At 60.7% G+C, this 17,768-nt stretch carries 14 protein-coding genes; 8 read left to right on the forward strand and 6 right to left on the reverse strand.

The genetic code is table 11. The annotated features are described in order from the left end of the window. Positions 1–45: 45 nt before the first annotated feature. Entirely contained in the window at positions 46–2,961 is a 2,916-nt protein-coding gene (locus tag PWM43_RS05140) for an ATP-dependent DNA helicase (RefSeq protein WP_289841491.1), read from the reverse strand. Positions 2,962–3,064: 103 nt separating this feature from the next. Between PWM43_RS05140 and PWM43_RS05145 the strand changes: the two genes are divergently transcribed. Genes PWM43_RS05145 through PWM43_RS05155 form a run of 3 tightly spaced genes read left to right on the forward strand, consistent with a single transcriptional unit; the run spans position 3,065 to position 7,530 of the window. Then, on the forward strand, positions 3,065–4,690 hold the full coding sequence (locus PWM43_RS05145; RefSeq protein ID WP_289841492.1) for a lysine--tRNA ligase: 1,626 nt from the start codon (positions 3,065–3,067) through the stop codon (positions 4,688–4,690). 3 nt (positions 4,691–4,693) lie between these two features. Then, positions 4,694–6,793 carry a lysylphosphatidylglycerol synthase domain-containing protein gene (locus PWM43_RS05150; protein WP_289841493.1) on the forward strand — a complete coding sequence of 700 codons (2,100 nt, stop codon included), beginning with the start codon at positions 4,694–4,696 and terminating at the stop codon, positions 6,791–6,793. After that, positions 6,790–7,530, forward strand: coding sequence for a MarC family protein (locus PWM43_RS05155; RefSeq protein WP_289841494.1), 741 nt, complete (start codon positions 6,790–6,792; stop codon positions 7,528–7,530). Before PWM43_RS05150 ends, PWM43_RS05155 begins: the two co-directional genes overlap by 4 nt. A gap of 6 nt (positions 7,531–7,536) precedes the next feature. Here the strand turns inward: PWM43_RS05155 and PWM43_RS05160 are convergent, their stop codons facing one another. Continuing rightward, the gene (locus PWM43_RS05160) at positions 7,537–8,133 is read right to left on the reverse strand and encodes a uracil-DNA glycosylase family protein (protein WP_289841495.1); all 597 of its coding nucleotides are present in this window, start codon (positions 8,131–8,133) and stop codon (positions 7,537–7,539) included. Positions 8,134–8,145: 12 nt separating this feature from the next. Further along, entirely contained in the window at positions 8,146–8,718 is a 573-nt protein-coding gene (gene thpR, locus PWM43_RS05165; protein ID WP_289841496.1) for an RNA 2',3'-cyclic phosphodiesterase, read from the reverse strand. Between the two features lie 162 nt (positions 8,719–8,880). Between thpR and PWM43_RS05170 the strand changes: the two genes are divergently transcribed. The 5 genes from PWM43_RS05170 (at position 8,881) to cyoD (ending at position 14,126) form a co-directional block, all read left to right on the forward strand. Further along, complete coding sequence (locus PWM43_RS05170; RefSeq protein WP_289841497.1) at positions 8,881–9,666, forward strand: Bax inhibitor-1/YccA family protein; 786 nt, start codon at positions 8,881–8,883, stop codon at positions 9,664–9,666. A gap of 576 nt (positions 9,667–10,242) precedes the next feature. Continuing rightward, entirely contained in the window at positions 10,243–11,175 is a 933-nt protein-coding gene (gene cyoA / locus PWM43_RS05175; protein WP_289841498.1) for a ubiquinol oxidase subunit II, read from the forward strand. A gap of 7 nt (positions 11,176–11,182) precedes the next feature. Continuing rightward, positions 11,183–13,165 carry a cytochrome o ubiquinol oxidase subunit I gene (cyoB, locus tag PWM43_RS05180; RefSeq protein WP_289841499.1) on the forward strand — a complete coding sequence of 661 codons (1,983 nt, stop codon included), beginning with the start codon at positions 11,183–11,185 and terminating at the stop codon, positions 13,163–13,165. Between the two features lie 2 nt (positions 13,166–13,167). Beyond that, on the forward strand, positions 13,168–13,782 hold the full coding sequence (cyoC, locus tag PWM43_RS05185; RefSeq protein ID WP_289841500.1) for a cytochrome o ubiquinol oxidase subunit III: 615 nt from the start codon (positions 13,168–13,170) through the stop codon (positions 13,780–13,782). Continuing rightward, positions 13,782–14,126 carry a cytochrome o ubiquinol oxidase subunit IV gene (cyoD, locus tag PWM43_RS05190; RefSeq protein ID WP_289841501.1) on the forward strand — a complete coding sequence of 115 codons (345 nt, stop codon included), beginning with the start codon at positions 13,782–13,784 and terminating at the stop codon, positions 14,124–14,126. The genes cyoC and cyoD overlap by 1 nt, the downstream gene beginning before the upstream one ends. 172 nt (positions 14,127–14,298) lie before the next feature. On the opposite strand, the gene fdxA is transcribed toward cyoD, so the two are convergent. From fdxA to PWM43_RS05205, 3 genes are all read right to left on the reverse strand, one after another. Then, entirely contained in the window at positions 14,299–14,631 is a 333-nt protein-coding gene (gene fdxA / locus PWM43_RS05195; RefSeq protein ID WP_289841502.1) for a ferredoxin FdxA, read from the reverse strand. A gap of 165 nt (positions 14,632–14,796) precedes the next feature. Continuing rightward, entirely contained in the window at positions 14,797–15,069 is a 273-nt protein-coding gene (locus PWM43_RS05200; RefSeq protein WP_289841503.1) for an RNA-binding S4 domain-containing protein, read from the reverse strand. Further along, the gene (locus PWM43_RS05205; protein ID WP_394356045.1) at positions 15,066–17,681 is read right to left on the reverse strand and encodes a helicase-related protein; all 2,616 of its coding nucleotides are present in this window, start codon (positions 17,679–17,681) and stop codon (positions 15,066–15,068) included. The genes PWM43_RS05200 and PWM43_RS05205 overlap by 4 nt, the downstream gene beginning before the upstream one ends. Positions 17,682–17,768 lie beyond the last annotated feature (87 nt).

The raw sequence follows: 17,768 nt of genomic DNA on the forward strand, positions 1-17,768 counted from the left end.
TTTACTTTGTACAGAGGCCGCATCCACAACGATGGCCTCCGCGCATCATGAGAGTGACTGCGCGTCGGTGCTCCTCAGGGTCCGCTCCTGAAGAAATTCCGAAATATCTCCAAGCGTCTCATTCAGTCCCATGCGCCGGACGGTGACACCTTCAGGAAAAGCCGAAAACAGTCGTGAAGGCATGCGTCGGTCGAGCATGACGAACACCCCGTAATCGCTTGATTTGCGGATCAGCCGTCCGAAAGCCTGACGAAGTTTCATGCGTGTCAGCCGGTCGTCATATTCTTTGGGTGCGCCGTGGGAGAGGTACAGGCGCCGCTCACGATGAAGGATGTCCGGACGTGGCCATGGCGTGCGCTCGAAGACCACCATGCGCAGGGCATCGCCCGGCACATCGACGCCGTCCCGCATGGCATCGGTCCCGAGCAGGCAGGAATCGATTTCGGTACGGAAAATATCGACGAGCGTCGCATTGTCCATGGCATCCACGTGCTGCGCGTAAAGCGGCAGCCCCGCGACTTCCAGCGGCTCCACGATGCGCTTATGCACGGCGCGCAGCCGTGAAATGGCGGTGAACAGCCCCAGGGCACCGCCATGGGCCGCGAGGAAGAGAGAGCGATACGCGGACGCCAGGACCGCAATATCATCTCTGGGCAGATCGTCGACCACGTAGGCACGTGTCTGGTGCGCATAGTCGAACGGGCTGATGAGGGACGCCCGGATGGCGGGTGCCGGAAAGTGAGTGGCGCCGAGCCGCTCTTCAGCAGCGTCCCAGGCCGTCTCATGGGTCGCTTCGTCGGGTGTGTCGCGGGTCTGGTCCCTGAGCGTGGCCGAGGTGATGAGCAGTCCATGAGCGGGCGCCTGCATGATCGCCGCAAAAGGCACTGTGGGATCGAGCCAGTGGCGATGGAGACCGATATCATGCTCATCGCCGCGAACGCCCCGGGCGGCGATGCTCTCGCTGCGGATGAAGTCGATATGGACCGGGCGCGTATCGGGCTCCAGAGGAATCTGTGTCGCTTCCAGTAGGCCGGTCCATCCGGCAACCCGGCTGATGGCGCGACGGCGCAAAGAGCGGACGAGCGCCTCGATTCTTCCACGCATCGCGCTGTCGAGCGTCTCCTGGTCCTCGGAAAGCTGATGGGTCAGCCGCTTCGTCAGGGTTTCGAGGGGCTCATGCAGACGTTTGAGCGCGCGGAGCAACGTTTCGGCCGCTTCCGCCACCGCGGGATCGACGGGATGAAGGTCGCATTCCGCGTCTCCTTTCTTTCGCGCTGTCTGCATGCCGCCAGACCGGGCCGAGACATGGCGCGCGCGGGTCTGGACTTCGAGTGCTCGCAGAAGACGCTCAGTCGGATTCTCGATTTCGTCCTGAGTTGGAGAGGGTGTCGCCGGATCGTGCAGACGACCCAGCCAGCCGGGAGCGGGAAGCGCGCGGGCGGCCTGCAGGACGGCGTCGAGTGGTGCTTCGAGGCCGGGCGCGAAGGCGACCAGATCTTCCAGCCTGCGGCGAAGACCACGGGCGCGCGAGCGACTGCCCTCGGCGCCAAGAAGCCAGCGGCGCAGTTCGGCGGTTTCCAGTCCCGACAAGGCGACGGCGAAAGCGCTGTCGGCGGCGTCAGGCAGGTGGTGGCCTTCGTCGAAGACATAACGTGTCGGCGTCGTGTCCTCTTCCGGAACGTCATCCTTCGACAGGGAGGCCCACGCGGCCTGGGTCATGACCAGAGCATGGTTCGCGACGACGAGGTCGGCATCGCGCGCCCGTCGGATGGTATGTTCGACGAAGCAGCGTTGATAATGTGGACATGCGCCGTGAATGCATTCGCCGCGACGGTCCGCCATGCCAAAGACGGTGCCGGAACCGAAGAGTTCGCCAAACCAGCCGGGCAAGTCGCCGCCCATGAGGTCGCCGTCGCGCGTGGCTTCCGCCCAACGCGCCAGGAGCGCGAGGCTGATGACATTCGGCGCGGCCATCTCTCCGCGCGAGGCGGCGGTATTGACGGCATCCTCCATGTTCAGAAGGCACAGGTAGTTCTCGCGTCCCTTGCGCACCACGACGGCGCGGCGACGCGTCGCCTCGTCAGGATGAAGGCGCGTCAGCTCCTGCTCGATCTGGCGTTGAAGGTGTTTGGTGTATGTGCTGATCCATACCGCGCCGCCATTGCGTTCGGCCCAGAGGCTGCTCGGCGCGACATAGCCAAGCGTTTTGCCAGTGCCGGTCCCGGCCTCGGCCAGCACAACATGCGGGCTGCCGAATTCCGCACGAGGTTCGAAGGCGGCCGTTGCGACCGAAGCGAAATCGGCCTGTCCGGGCCGTGCTTCCGCATTGGAACCGAGAATTTCGCCAAGCCGCGCCCGTGCTTCCGCCTGCGTTACGCGCTGGCTGCCTGGCTGCGGGCGAGGGGCGACTTCTTCCCATTTGGGGAGGCGGCGCCAGACACGCACGGCTTCCAGCGGGTGGAGCGACTCCATCCGTGCGGGGCCGAGGCGTTCACCGAGCGCGGGTGCCCATGCCCACCCGGCGCGGCTCAGTGCTGGCAGGAGGGCTCTCATCGCGTCTCCATCAGTTCCGCCCGAGCGACGCTCGAGGTCCTGAAACATGACGTTGAGCAGCATGTGCAGAAAATCGGCCTCAAGCGTGACTGGCGGTGGCACGTCGAGGGCCAGCGCCAGTCCGAGCGGCGTGGGAGCAACGTTACGGGCGGGGTGGAGGAAGAGGAAAAGTTCCAGCAGGTCGAGCCAGGGGGCCGGGGGGGCTGGGATCGCACAATCGAGCTGCCGCATCGTCGCAGGCCCGTGAACGAGCAGCGGCGGCGCGGAACGGGCCAGGAGCGCGAGCGTTTCCGCCCGTGCGAGCGAGAGGATCTCGCCATCCTCCGTCAGGACCGAAGAGACGCCGCGGCGGGCAATCAGTGCCGGGCAGTCGTAGGGGGAAACGTCGTGGGCGGGCAGGACAGGCATCCGCCGCAGCTTACATTCCGGGCGGTCGTCAGCCTAGAGAAGAGCATCGGTTCATGCGAGTTGCTTGACCCGGGGGCTGACCATCCATAATTTTCAGCCAATCATGTCAGATCATTCAAAAACGACCGTCGCTCCTCCCGATGCGGGGACGCTGCCCAAAGCATGGCCTTTCGAAGAGGCCCGCAAGATCGTGGCGCGTGTGGAAGCGTGCGACGGCGACGCTCCGGCCCTGCTGGAAACCGGTTATGGCCCTTCCGGCCTGCCGCATATCGGCACGTTCGGAGAGGTGGCGCGTACGACCTGGGTCCGCCAGGCGTATGAAGCTCTTACCGGCAGGCCCACCCGCCTGCTGGCATTTTCCGACGACATGGATGCGTTGCGAAAGGTGCCGACCAACGTGCCCAATCAGGACATGCTGGCCCGGCATATCGGTCTGCCGCTGACGCGCATTCCCGATCCTTTTGGCCGCTTCGAAAGCTTCGCCCACCATAATAACGCGATGCTGCGTGAGTTTCTCGACAGTTTCGGTTTTCATTACGAATTTGCGTCCGCCACGGATTATTACACCAGCGGCCGCTTTGACGCGGCCCTGCGACGGGTTCTTGAGGTTCATGACGAGGTCGTCGCCACCATTGCGCCGACCTTGGGGCCGGACCGGCGTGCGACGTATTCTCCGGTTCTGCCGATCCATCCGAAGACGGGCCAGGTGATGCAGGTGCCGGTGATCAAGGTCGATCCGGACGCGGCGACGGTCGTCTGGAAGGATCCGGATAGCGGGGACGTCTTCGAGACTTCGGTTCTCGGCGGCCATGCTAAAATGCAGTGGAAAGCTGACTGGGCCATGCGCTGGTATGCGCTGGGCGTCGATTATGAAATGTCGGGCAAGGATCTGATTGACAGCGTGAAGCTGTCCAGCCGGATCTGCCGGATCCTTGGCAAGGAGCCGCCAGCCGGACTGACCTATGAGCTTTTTCTCGACGAAAATGCCCAGAAGATCAGCAAGTCGAAGGGGAACGGTCTTTCCATCGAGGAGTGGTTGCGTCTCGCACCTCCCGAGAGCCTCGCGCAATATATGTTCAACCAGCCCACGCGCGCCAAGCGGCTGTTTTTCGACGTTATTCCCCGCGCGATGGACGAGTATCTCGCCAATGCAGAAAAGGCGCAGGCGGAAACCGACGAGCAAATCCTCCGGGCAAATCCGGCCTGGTTTGTCGAAGGCGGCAAACTGTCCGGGGCGACCACCAGCCCGGTGTCGTTTACGATGCTGCTCAACCTCGCAGCTGTGGCCAATGCCACCTCCGCGGATGTTCTATGGAAGTTTCTGCGCCGTTACGACGCCAGCCTGTCACCGGAAACGCATCCTTATGTCGACCGTCTGATCCATCATGCGCTCGTCTATTTTCAGGACTTCGTGAAGCCCTCCAAGACCTTTCGCTCACCCACGGAGCAGGAGCGTGCAGCGCTTCGCGATCTCGCGGACGCGCTTGCAAAGGCCGATCCGAACCTGTCTCCCGTGGAAGTTCAGGACATTGTCTTCGAGATCGGAAAGAAGCATAAAATCCAGCCTTTACGTTCATGGTTTGGCTGCCTGTATGAAGTTTTGCTTGGTCAGAGCGAAGGCCCGCGCTTCGGTATTTTTGCAGCCCTTCTCGGCCTGCCCGAAACCGTGAAGCTGATCGAGGATGCGCTGGCGCGGGACACAGCACAGACGGTATCGGAGCCGGTCTGATCCATGCAGGCTGAGCGGCACACGGACGTGACCCACAAGGAAACATGTCCGGGCACCTCTTCGCCAGCCCGCAAGCTGCTGCACAGGCTGCCTGCACTGGTCGGACTCGTGCTGCTGGTGGCGGCGTTTTTCGTCATTCAGCGCGAGGTCCGTCATCTCGCGCTGAGTGACGTCCGTCATGCGTTACACGCGATGCCGGTGTCCGCGCTTGTCGCGGGCGCGGGCTGCACGGTGCTTTCGTATTTTATCCTGTCATTTTACGATTATCTCGCCTGTGTGCATGTGCGCGCCCACCAGCGCTACCGTCGCGCTGCATTTGCGGCCTTCTGCTCCTACGTCCTGTCGCACAATCTCGGATGCGCGGCCATTTCGGGGGCGGCGGTCCGCTTTCGTCTTTATCGGAACTGGGGCGTTCCACCCGGCGCGATCGCGCAGATCATTGCTTTCTGTTCCACGACTTATCTGCTCGGCGCCTCCGCCCTGATCGGCGGTGTCCTGGTATTCGAGCCGGAGCAGATCCCGCTCATGGACAGACTGCCGACGGTGCTCGTGCAGTTTTGCGGTCTTGCGGCATGGGGGCTGGATGTCGCTTACCTCGTGGCGTCCCTGCGTCTGCGGGAAGTGCGCGTCTGGGGCTACGCGGTGGAAGTGCCTTCGTTCGGTATTGCGCTGGCGCAGATCCTGATCAGCGCCGGAGACATGGCCGCGACCGCGCTCATCGCCTATGTCATGTTGCCGGCCTCCACTCCGATCGGATTCGGTGCGTTTCTGGCGATCTATCTCGCAGCCTATACCGCCGGTCTGCTCGCCAGTGTGCCGGGAGGTCTGGGCGTATTCGACAGTGCCATGCTGCTGGCGTTGCGACCTTATATGCCCGCGCCGGACATTCTCGGCGTCATCTTCGTTTTTCGGCTGTTCTACTATTTCGTGCCTCTCGTGATGGCGGGCGTGATGTTTGCCGGTCACGAGTTGTTTCTTCGGGGAGACGCGGCGCTTGCCCGCAAGCGCGGGCTCTCCGCGGCAGGGCCCGAGCCACGTCGCGTCAGCCAGGCGATCCGGGAATCGGAAGCTGATTTTTCGGTCTCGGTCGCGACCGGCGTAACCGCGTGCACGGGCGTGCTTCTGGTGTTCTACGCCGTCGCGGCGCCAGTTCCGCACGATGCCTTCCTTGGACATTGGCTGCCGCAATTCGCGGATCTGCTTCTCTGTTTTGCAGGTGTCGTGTTCGTCGGGCTTTCATTCGGCTTGTCGCAGCGCGTAACGCTGGCCTGGCGTGCCACTCTGATCATGCTTATCGTTTCGTTGCTCCTGTCGCTGCTGCGTCAGGCGGCTCTCGCCGTACCTTTGTCGCTGCTGCTCGTGATCTTCCTCATCGCCCCTTTTCGAGCCTGCTATTATCGGCGCGCCCATTTGCTGGCCGAACCGGGACACCGGGGAACAATTCTCTGGATGGGGCTATGGTTCTCAAGCGTGGCGCTGTTCGGCATTTTTCTCCTGAACCGCCGACTGGGGCAGGGATGGTGGCATGCGCTCATCTATGAAGCGCACACATCGGTCATTCGATGGGCTCTGGCGATCTCCGCTGTCTTCGGATTGATCGCGGTGGCACAGATGACGCGGCGAGGTCGTGTTCGCATTCGTGCCTGGAATGAGGAAAGCGCGTCGGTCTACAGGACGCTCGACCATGCGCTCGAAGAATTTGGGCCACGACGTCCCAACGGGTTGCTGCTCGATGAAACCGGCAAGGCCGCAATTCCCTTCATGCGAACCGGGCGTTTCATCATTGGGCTGGGTGACCCGGCTGGCCCTGAGCGTGAGAGCATCGCGGCGATCTGGCGTCTGCGTGATCTTGCTCTTCAGGAGGGACGGCGTCTTGCTTTTATCAAGATTGGTGATGCTCTTGAAAGTGTCTATAACGATATAGGAATGACCGTGTGCCAGGGTGATGCACCGATGATCGGCACCCTTTGCTGCGGCGCTCAGGATATCAAAGCCATCAAGACCCTGCTTGCCAGCGACCGACGACGCCTTCTCAGGCATAGCCCACGACCGGCATCGGACAGGAGCGCTGCTGTGCGGCTGAACGGCGGGGCCGAATCATGATTTCACCCCAGGCGGTGAATGGTGGCATCGGTCTGGCGGGTATGATCAGCGCGTGGCTGATGGCGTATTCGGCGTTGTTTTCGATCGTGAATCCGATCGGCGCGTCACTCATTTTCGCTCAGGCAACCGCGGGGCGTACACGCGCTGAAGTCGTTAACCTCGCGCGCCTCGTCGCCTTTTATTCATTTATCGTTCTGGTGATTTCACTTTGGTTCGGCGGGTGGATTCTTGGTTTTTTCGGGATTTCCATGGATGCCTTGCGGGTAACCGGAGGGCTTGTCGTCGCGACGCGCGCATGGGTGTTGCTGCAGGCGCCGGAGCAGAATGAAGCCCGCAAGGAGCGTCAGGCGCTTCAGGGGGGGCGTACGGTTTCCGCGGTGGACCTCCGCGATACGGCCTTTTTCCCACTTGCCATGCCATTCACGGTCGGCCCGGGCAGCATTTCGGTCGCCATCGCGCTGACATCGGATCGCCCGGCGGGAGATCCTTTGCCGGGCTATTTCATGGCCCTGACCCTGGCGGCGGTAGCGATCGCTGTGACCGTCTGGCTGGTTTATAATTCCGCTGACAGGATCGTGGCTTTTCTCGGCGTAACCGGAGCGCGGATTGTCAGCCGTATGGCCGCTCTGATCCTGCTTTGCATCGGCGTCCAGATCCTGTTTTCAGGAATAGAGGGATTCGCGACGGCGATCGCGGAGCATATTATGGTGACCTTGCCGGAGTTGCGGGCAAAATAGTTCGGCTCAGCATCGCGGGGCTGCATTGATCAGATCGTGTACGATCATCCGCAGCGCGGGGATGACATCGTCCCGAAACCAGGGGTTGCGTTTCTCCCATCCTCCCGTGCGCCAGGACGGGTGGGGGAGTGGGAAGTAAGATGGCAGATAGTCGCGATAGTGATAAACGCGCTCGGTCATACGGCCCCGACCCAGAACGTGGACCTGGCTATAGCTGCCGACGAGGAGGGTCAGACGCACGCTCCTGAGATGCGAGAGGACTTCGCTCCGCCAGCGTGGGGCGCATTCCGGCCGGGGCGGACGATCGCCGCCCTGGGGCAGGCGGCCCGGGTAGCACATGCCCATGGGCAGAATTGCGAATCTCCGGGGATCGTAGAACTGGTCGGCCGACACAGCCAGCCACTCCCTCAGGCGGTCGCCCGAAGCATCGAGAAAGGTTTGGCCTGACGTATGGGCTTTGGTTCCGGGTGCCTGACTCGCGATGAGAATGGGCGCATGTTCGGAAACCTGGAGGATCGGCTTTGGTCCCAACGGCAGATGGTCTGCGCAAAGGCGACAGTCACGTACTCGCGCTATCAGGGTTGAAAGGCTTTCGGTGGTCACGGCGACTCCCGATCAGTCATCCAGCCCTTCGGGATAGACGTGATCGAAGGCGGAGCCATAGGTGGCTCGCTTCTCGTGGGTGGGGCCATCCGGGCCACGGAAAACTTCGAGAAGCGTGAAGTGATCGACAAGTGTTTCTTCCGATCGAAGAAGGTTGTGCACACGAACCCACGGCTCGGCATCAAACGGTTCCGGAAGCTGTGCGATCGTGACATGGGGACGGAAGCGTCGCTTGTCAGGGGGTAGGCCCGCCTGCCTCAGGGCGGATTCGATTCGCACATGAAGCTGGATCAGTCCGTCGCAGGGCACGACGTCAATTCGGAGGTTGCGGCTCGGTGGCCTGCTCCCGGAGGCGTCAGAGATGCTGACACCCATGAGTTGCAGATTGAATGGAGAGAAAGAAACGCCTGCAAGGGCATGATCGATATCCTCTGCGACGTGACGCGATTCGACGTCTCCGACTGGTCGCAAGGGCACATGATAATGGCTTGGGGAAACCCAGCTCGCGGCTGGAATTCCCGTTCGTAACGCGGAGAGAAAGCGCTTTTGTGACGGGGCCAGCGAGAGGGCAACAAGAAGCCGCATGAGGAAAACTCCGGGATGGAGGTCGGAAGAGCAACAGCATGACATGATTACAATGCGTGAAAAGACCGTAGAGAAAGCGTTTGCTGCTTGATTGCCAGGCCCGATCACCCACATTCTTACCAAAGTGACAGGGCGATCGCGCCCGATTCAGGAAAGGGTGTCATGGCTTTCGTACCTAATTATCGTTCCGGCAATCAGACCTCCGGGTCAGGGGCAGCGCCCTTTGCTGGAGTCGATGCCGGACTGCGTGCCTATATGCTGAGCGTCTATAACTGGATGACAGCGGGCCTCGTCGTGACTGGGCTTGTCGCTTATGGCGTGGCGGAGACGTCCCTGCGCGGGTTGTTCTATGCAACGGTGCAAACTGCATCGGGAGCATGGGGCTATCGGCCGACGCCGCTTGGCATGCTCGTCACCTTTGCTCCTCTTGCTTTCGTTCTCGTGCTGTCGTTCGGGATCAACCGTCTCTCGCGTCCAGTCGTTCAGGGTCTTTTCTGGGCGCTCTGCGCTACGATGGGTGCCAGTCTCGCCAATATCCTGATGGTCTATACCGGCGTGTCCGTGGCGCGAGCCTTCTTCGTGTCGGCCGCGACGTTCGGGGCGATGTCCCTTTGGGGCTATACGACCCGACGCAGCCTTGCGAGTCTCGGATCGTTCCTGATGATGGGCATGATCGGGCTGCTGATCGCCATGGTCGTCAACATCTTCATGGCGAGCAGCATGATGGCGTTCGTGGTGTCCGTCGCGGGCGTCCTCATCTTCACGCTGATGACGGCCTATTCGACGCAGGCCATCCGGGCGACATATCTGCAGTCTGTTGCGTATCTGGGCCCGGACGAAGTCTCCAAACGCTCGGTTTATGATGCGTTGGGTCTTTACCTCAACTTCATCAATCTTTTCACATTCATTCTGCAATTTATGGGTGTGCGCTCGAACAGCAACGACTGATTGCTGTTTCCGTGACTGAATGAAAAGGCGGCCTCCCTTGATGGGGGTCGCCTTTTTTTTATTGGGACTTCATTTGTCCTGTTATCGCAATTGTTCCCGGTTCGCCAACCTCTGCCTTAAAAATCAGCAAGATTTGATGGGTCAATTTTTGCGTATTTTCGTAAGTGCATGAAAAAACACACAAATTGAAAAATTCATTTTTCTTTACCGGCTCGCGTGCGAGTGAAGAATGCTTGCTTTGAGGGTCGTTCAGGCGGAATACAACAGGCAGAGCCGGGACAAACGGAGCCCGGTGTTGGTGGTTTGGGCTGTTGATCGTCCGCGTGGGCGGCTGACGGCGTTCTCCGAACGGCCAGAATGGAGCGAGCAAGGGTGCGGCAGGGCAAATTCTGTCGGTTGAACGCTGGGTGCGTGATGCTGTCTGATGATGTTCGTGGTTGCTCCCCTGCTTATGAAGGAGGGACGGCGTGAGATTTTCTGACCACGCTACGTCAGTTTGCGGTCGTTTTCTGTCCGTATCCGCGCGTAGCCCGTCGCCGCACGGTCTGACGGTCGGATCAAGGAGCGGGGCCTATTATGAAAGATAAGATTTTGCCGAAAATGCGGCGGCTTTTGCCGGTCGCGCCGGCATTCCTGCTATCGGGCTGCACGCTCGATCTGCTGGAACCCGCCGGGCCGATCGGTCTGCAACAGCGTAACATCATTCTGGCCGAAGCGGGCGTGATGCTTTGCATCGTGATTCCGGTCATCGTCCTGACACTGATTTACGCAGTTAAGTACAACGCGAAAAACAAGGATGCGGAATATCTTCCCAACTGGTCACATTCGACGAAGATCGAAGTGTTCATCTGGGGTATTCCCGCGATCATCATTCTGATCCTCGGCGGTATTTCCGCGTGGTCGAGTTTTGCGCTGGACCCGTATCGTCCGCTGACGACCGATACGGCCGGGGCCACACACGCTCCGATCAATGTCGAAGTCGTGTCGCTGGACTGGAAATGGCTCTTCATCTACCCCGACCAGGGGATCGCCACAGTCAACGAACTGGAATTCCCGGTCGGTGCGCCGATCAATTTCCGCATCACCTCCGACGCCGTGATGACCTCGTTCTTCATTCCGCGTCTTGGATCGCAGATCTATGCGATGGCGGGTATGCAGACGCAGCTTCATCTGATGGCGACCCAGCCGGGTATCTTCCATGGTGAGGCGGCCCAGTACACCGGTCGCGGCTTCTCCGACATGAAGTTCCTCACGCATGCCGTCAGCGATGACGAGTTCAACGCGTGGGTGGACAAGGTGAAAGCCTCTTCCGACACGCTCGACGCCGAGAGCTACAAGAACGTCTCCGCTCCGCAGGAGGCCGCTCCGGTACAATACTTCGCGCATGTGCAGCCGGGTCTGTTCGATGACATTGTCGCCAAATACAACAATGGCGTCGTGATCGATAAAAGCACTGGTCAGACCCTGCATGTGCAGAACGCCATGTCCGACATGCAGATGAAGGAATAAGGCAACTATGCTTGGCAAGTTGACATTTTCGGCTATCCCTCTGGATGTGCCGATTCTCGTCGGCACCTTTATCGGTGTCGCCGTGGTGGGCGCGGCCGTTCTCGGTCTCGTCACCTATTACGGTAAATGGGGTTATCTCTGGCGCGAATGGCTGACTTCGGTCGACCACAAGCGTCTGGGCGTCATGTACATCATCCTCGCCCTCGTCATGCTTTTCCGCGGTTTCGCGGACGCCGTCATGATGCGTACGCAGCTGGCTCTCGCCTATAACGGCAATCCCGGCTATCTGCCTCCGCACCATTACGACCAGGTCTTCTCCGCTCACGGCACGATCATGATCTTCTTCATGGCCATGGCGTTCATGACGGGCCTGTTCAACATCGTGGTGCCGCTTCAGATCGGCGCGCGCGACGTGGCGTTCCCGTTCCTGAACTCGCTGAGCTTCTGGATGACGACCATCAGCGCCGTGCTGATCAATGTCTCCCTGTTTATCGGTGAGTTCGCGCAGTGCGGCTGGCTGGCCTATCCGCCGATTTCGGAGCTGAAATTCAGCCCGGGCGTCGGTATCGACTATTACATCTGGGCTGTGCAGCTTTCAGGCGTAGGCACATTGCTGACCGGCGTGAACTTCTTCACGACGATCATCAAGATGCGCGCGCCGGGCATGGACCTGATGCATATGCCGATCTTCACCTGGACGGCGCTCTGCGCGTCCGTGCTGATCATGGCGGCATTCCCGGTTCTGACCGTGACGCTGGGCTGCCTGTCGATGGATCGCTATTTCGGCATGCACTTCTTCACCAATGAAGCGGGTGGCAGCGTCATGCTCTACCTGAACATGATCTGGTGCTGGGGCCATCCGGAAGTTTATATTCTGGTTCTGCCGGCCTTCGGTGTGTTCTCTGAAGTGACGTCGACGTTCTCGGGCAAGCCGCTCTTCGGCTACGCCACGATGGTCTATGCGACACTTTCGATCACCGTTCTGTCCTTCATCGTCTGGGTCCACCACTTCTTCACGATGGGCGCGGGACCGAACGTCAACGCGTTCTTCGGCATCATGACGATGATCATCGCTGTCCCGACGGGCGTGAAGATCTTCAACTGGCTGTTCACGATGTACAAGGGTCGGATCGAGTTTCACTCGACCATGTACTGGACGATCGGCTTCATGATCACCTTCTCTATCGGCGGCATGACCGGCGTCATGATGGCGATGCCTGCAGCCGACTGGGTTCTGCATAACTCACTGTTCCTGATCGCCCATTTCCACAACGTCATCATCGGCGGCGTGTATTTCGGCTATGTCGCGGGCATGAACTTCTGGTTCCCGAAAGTCTTCGGCTTCAAGCTGAACGAAGCCTGGGGCAAGCGGGCTTTCTATTGCTGGTTCGTCGGCTTCTATCTCGCTTTCGTGCCGCTCTATATCGCGGGCTTCGAGGGCATGACCCGTCGTCTGAACCACTATGACAACCCCGACTGGCATGTTCAGATGCTGATCGCCGAAGTTGGCGTGCTGACGATCGCCTGTGGCGTGGTCTGCCAGCTCGTTCAGATCTATGTCTCGATCCGTGACCGTAATCTGCCGCAGAACATCGACTATACGGGTGACCCGTGGAATGGTCGTACGCTGGAGTGGTCGATTTCCTCGCCCCCGCCGGCTTACAACTTCGCCGTCCTGCCTGACATTCATGGCATCGACAGCTTCCACACGGAGAAGGAAATGGGTCGTGGCACGCATAAGCCGCTGACCGATATCCACATGCCGCGCAATACGGCTGCCGGTTTCTTCGTCGGTGCGTTCAGCTTCGTCCTGGGCTTTGCGGCCGTGTGGCACATCTGGTGGATGGCGGCTCTCGGGCTGATCGGCGTCCTCCTGACGGTCATCCTGCGCAGCAACGATAACGACATCGACTATTACGTGCCTGTCAGCGAAGTCACTCGTGACGTCGAAGCGCAGTCGCGTAAGCTGATGGCACAGGCGGCGGAGTAATTATGGCACACGAAGCAACCATGCCGCCTGTCGCTGGCGGTCACGACGATCACGAGCATCACGAATCTCCCGTGGTGTTCGGGTTCTGGGTCTACCTGATGACGGACTGCATCCTGTTCGGGACGCTGTTCGCCGCCTTCGCGACGTTGCGCCACCAGTACGCTGGTGGCCCGTCGGGCAAGGAAATCTTCGAGCTCGGCGGTGTCGCGCTCGAAACAGCAATCCTGCTGCTCAGCTCCATCACCTTCGGCTTCGGTGCGCTTGCAGCGCACGCGCAGAAGAAGGGGGCGTTCCTGGGCTGGCTGGGTATCACGTTCCTGCTGGGCCTCTCGTTCGTCGGCCTTGAGCTGCGTGAATTCACGCACATGATCGCAGAAGGGAATGGTCCGGATCGCAGCGCGTTCCTGTCCGCTTTCTTCACGCTGGTTGCGACGCATGGTCTCCATGTCAGCACCGGTCTGATCTGGATCCTGGTCGTGATGGTGCAGAGCCTGGGCGGGGGGGCCGGGCCGCCGCGCGTCATGAGCAAGCTGACTTGCCTCAGCCTGTTCTGGCACTTTCTGGACATCGTCTGGATCTGCGTCTTTACCTTTGTCTATCTGTTGAGTGTGATCTGATGAGCCACGCATCCTCAAGCGCGGGCCACGACGTGCATGGAGAGAGCCACGGCTCCTTCGGCTCGTATCTCGTAGGCTTCGTGATTTCAGTGGTGCTCACGGCGGCTGCTTTTGCGGCCGTCATGATGCACGCGATGTCACCCGGCGTGACGATCGGCGTCATTTCCGCTCTGGCGGTGGTGCAGATCTTCGTTCACGTCATTTACTTCCTGCATATGAACGGAAGTTCGGCGCAGGCCTGGAACCGTATCTGCTTCTTCTTCGCAGTGGGTTGCTGCCTCATCATCGTTTTCGGTGTGTTGTTCGTCATGCACGACACGTCGATGAACATGATGTCGCGTTAAAAGCAGATATTCGGGAAGGTGGGTACGCCCGCCATTCCGGTTGTCTGATCGGGAAACGGCAGGGGATTTTTCTCCTGCCGTTTTTTTGTATCTATCTTTCAGTCTGCAGGAACGAAAAAGGGCGCGTCCCGAAGGACGCGCCCTTTCAAAGGCTTTCACGCAGGTTCGTCTTTCAGCCTTTGTGTGGCTCGGGAGAGAGAAGAGCCGCTTTGTTGGGCTTATCCTTCCATTCTTCCGCATCGGCGGGTGCCTCGCCCTTGCGGGTGATGTTCGGCCAGACCGCCGCGTATTTGGCGTTGATCTCCATCCATGGCGTCGCCTGGTTGTCACTGTCCGGAAGGATTGCTTCAGCAGGGCATTCTGGCTCGCAGACACCGCAGTCGATACACTCGTCCGGGTTGATCACGAGGAAATTGTCGCCCGCATAGAAGCAATCGACCGGGCACACCTCAACGCAGTCCATGAATTTGCAGCGAATGCAGTTTTCAGTGACCACATAGGTCATCGTCGTCTCCGATCGTTCGAAAGACCCCACGGGGTCACGGTGGCCTTCTGAAGCCCGGCGGTCAGAACCGGTGCAGTGCCATATATATATACGGTGGGACGTATGGGGTTCTTTCGTGCGTGTGGCAAGCATATGATTGCGTCAATATAACGCTTTTTGCGCGTGCTACTCGACGATTTCCTCGTAAAGCATGGAAGCTTCAGTGGCATTTCCCCGTCGCTCGCCCAGAGCAACGACACGCAGAACCCGCACAGTTACGCCGCCCGGCATCGGAATGGTCAGGACGTCCTCTCTGTGAACGCGGGCATGGGGTTTGTCCGTGGGCTGACCGTTGATCCTGAGCCGACCCTTGCGGATCAGGGCCGCGCAGTCCGTACGCTGACGCGCGACCCTGGCGTACCATAGCCACAGGTCGAGCCGACGATGCCCGTCCGTCACGATGCCAGCATCTTCCGCTTCAATGATTCCAGCGCCGCGAAAGGCGTTTCCTTCCGTGTTGGTTCCTTACGGGGCTTCTGGCTCCTGTGTCTCGACCCGACGTTTTCACGCCGGGTTTCCGCTACGGAGCGCAGGAGGATGAAGGGACTGGCGGGGCCATAATGCAGGGTCGTCAAGGGCTGTGCTGCATGGCAGCGCTGCCCCAGAGCGCGGACGGTCTCGGCCAACTGGGCCTGAGCGACCCCCAGCGCCGAGCCAATTCCGGGGGGGGCGATGATATCACCTCGCCGGGTTGCCTTGCGCATATCGGCGCATAGCCGCTCGGCAACGTCGAGGCGGATCAGCCGCTGATGGGCGGACACCCATCCCAGCGTCTCCAACCATGCCTGTTCGACCCTGGCGGCAGGGCCGTGAACAGATAACGCGACGGACGCACACTCCGCGCGAGGAAGCATCGGCACGGATCTGCCGTCCCGGATCGCCATAAGCAGTGCCCGCATGGTCATGGCGCGCGGCTTGAGCATGGCTGGCATGTATATGAAGCGCAGACCCAGCCGAATGCCCAGCCGTCCCAGGGACGTTTGTACGGCGCGCAGTGGGTCACGATCGGAGCGTTCAAGGGGCGTTACGCCCCCATGCTCCAGCAGGCGGTGAACCACCCCGCGAAGCATCGGGTCGCCATGGGCCGCGTCGCGTGCGGCGAACAGAACGTGGAGCGTTCGTCCGATCTCGGAGCGGCAAAAAACTTGCAGGCGTTCGCGCACGAGTTCGCGTTGGCGGCTGTCGGGGAACTCGCCGTGCATCATGCGGACCGTAGGAGCTGTCAGCGCCGGACCGACCGTGAGATCGGCGATGGGAACGTCCTCCCAGAGGATCCGGCCTGATTGCAGGTCCAGATGGAAAGCCTCGTCGGGGGCCTCGGCCAAAGCCTGGACGCGACGGGGGATTTCCTGAAGCAGGGCGCGTCGTCCGGCACGAAGCATCAGCTTCTGTTCAGGGCCGGATGTCTCGATATCGGGTCTCAGGGTGAAGCCTTCGATACGCCCGACCTCATGGCCCTCGACGATGACTGCGCCTTCTTTGGTAACGGCTGACAGCAGGTTGCCGTCATCAGCCGAGTCCAGACGACGCAGGATCGAGGTCGCGCGACGATCGACGAAGCGCGCCGTAAGACGTTCATGCAGGGCATCGGAAAGGGTGTCTTCGACGGATCTGGCGCGTTCCTGCCAGCTTGGCGCATCTCGCAACCAGTCGTTGCGCGCCGCGACATAGGCGGCCGTACGGACGCCCGCCAGACGGTGCATGAGCGTGTCGATGTCGCCATCCGTCCGTGAGAAGGCGGCGATATGGCTTTCGAGCCAGCTGGCGGGAATGCTCCCATCATTCAGGAGATGAAAAAACAGACGCGCGCACAGGCGGGTGTGGGAATCGTCGCCAAGCTTTCGGAAATCCGGGATCTGGCAGATGTCCCAGAGCAGGCGTGTCCGTTTCGTGCCTCTCGCAGCCTGAAGAACATCCTTTTCCTGAGCGAGCGCATCAAGCGTGAGAAGGTCGGTCGCAGGGCGTCCCGGCACGAGATCAGGGCGTCCGGGGCTGCGGTTGAGGCTGGCCAGAAGATCGGCGGGCGCCGTGAAATCCAGGTCACTGTTGCGCCAGAAGAGCCGCGAAAGGGGGTCGAAACGGTGGGCCTCGATCGCTTCGACGGTGGCTTCCGACATGGCGCGGGCTTCGGCGGTCGTGCCAAAAGTGCCTTCGCGCGTGCCGCGACCGGCGCGACCGGCGATCTGGGCGATTTCCTGGGTCGCCAGTGGTCGGATGATGCTGCCGTCGAACTTCGTGAGCGATGCCAGCGCCACATGGTTGACGTCCATGTTGAGGCCCATGCCGATGGCGTCGGTCGCAACGAGGTAATCCACCTCCTTGTTCTGATAGAGCTGCACCTGAGCATTGCGGGTGCGTGGCGACATGCGCCCCATGACGATGGCGCAGCCGCCGCGACGCTGGCGGATGGCTTCGGCAATGGCGTACACTTCCGCCGCGGAGAACGCGACGATGGCCGAGCGCGCCGGCAGCCGCGACAGTTTTGTGTGGCTCGTGCCGATCAGTTGCGACAGGCGGGGACGTGTATCGATTTCGATCTCCGGAACCAGCCGTTGAAGCACGGGGCGGATTGTTTCGGCGCCCAGGAACAGGGTCTCCACCGTGCCGCGCGCGTTCAGAAGGCGGTCGGTAAAAATATGGCCGCGATCGGGATCGGCGCAGAGCTGGATTTCGTCGATCGCCACGAATTCGGCTTTTCGATCCAGCGGCATGGCCTCCGTCGTGCAGGCGATCCATCGCATCTCGGGCGGGACGATTTTTTCCTCGCCCGTGATCAGTCCGACGAAGCGAGCGCCTTTGAGCGCCACCATGCGTTCGTAGTTTTCACGTGCGAGAAGTCGGAGCGGAAACGCGATGACGCCCGATTCATGGGCGAGCATCCGCTCGAGCGCGTAATGGGTTTTGCCCGTATTCGTGGGGCCAAGCACGGCGCGAACTCGCAATGGCATACGGTAATCACGTCCCGAAGGGTGACGTGTGGGGGATGCAAAGCCGCTTGTCTTGCCCGTCATTGGATGATGGTTTCGCATGAGGGCGCTAAAAGCAAGCGCATCATGCATGTTCGTGGTTCCCGCGGCCTGCAACGTTACGACGAGGAG

Source organism: Brytella acorum (assembly GCF_029309905.1).
Lineage (GTDB): Bacteria > Pseudomonadota > Alphaproteobacteria > Acetobacterales > Acetobacteraceae > Brytella > Brytella acorum.

What these genes read in the sequence shown, in the direction of transcription:
- thpR (WP_289841496.1), bottom strand. Translation starts at nt 8,718, where the DNA reads ATGCGGCTTCTTGTTGCCCTCTCGCTGGCCCCGTCACAAAAGCGCTTT.
- cyoB (WP_289841499.1), top strand. Translation starts at nt 11,183, where the DNA reads ATGCTTGGCAAGTTGACATTTTCGGCTATCCCTCTGGATGTGCCGATT.
- cyoC (WP_289841500.1), top strand. Translation starts at nt 13,168, where the DNA reads ATGGCACACGAAGCAACCATGCCGCCTGTCGCTGGCGGTCACGACGAT.
- PWM43_RS05150 (WP_289841493.1), top strand. Translation starts at nt 4,694, where the DNA reads ATGCAGGCTGAGCGGCACACGGACGTGACCCACAAGGAAACATGTCCG.
- PWM43_RS05205 (WP_394356045.1), bottom strand. Translation starts at nt 17,681, where the DNA reads ATGACGGGCAAGACAAGCGGCTTTGCATCCCCCACACGTCACCCTTCG.
- cyoA (WP_289841498.1), top strand. Translation starts at nt 10,243, where the DNA reads ATGAAAGATAAGATTTTGCCGAAAATGCGGCGGCTTTTGCCGGTCGCG.
- PWM43_RS05155 (WP_289841494.1), top strand. Translation starts at nt 6,790, where the DNA reads ATGATTTCACCCCAGGCGGTGAATGGTGGCATCGGTCTGGCGGGTATG.
- PWM43_RS05170 (WP_289841497.1), top strand. Translation starts at nt 8,881, where the DNA reads ATGGCTTTCGTACCTAATTATCGTTCCGGCAATCAGACCTCCGGGTCA.
- PWM43_RS05145 (WP_289841492.1), top strand. Translation starts at nt 3,065, where the DNA reads ATGTCAGATCATTCAAAAACGACCGTCGCTCCTCCCGATGCGGGGACG.
- fdxA (WP_289841502.1), bottom strand. Translation starts at nt 14,631, where the DNA reads ATGACCTATGTGGTCACTGAAAACTGCATTCGCTGCAAATTCATGGAC.
- PWM43_RS05140 (WP_289841491.1), bottom strand. Translation starts at nt 2,961, where the DNA reads ATGCCTGTCCTGCCCGCCCACGACGTTTCCCCCTACGACTGCCCGGCA.
- cyoD (WP_289841501.1), top strand. Translation starts at nt 13,782, where the DNA reads ATGAGCCACGCATCCTCAAGCGCGGGCCACGACGTGCATGGAGAGAGC.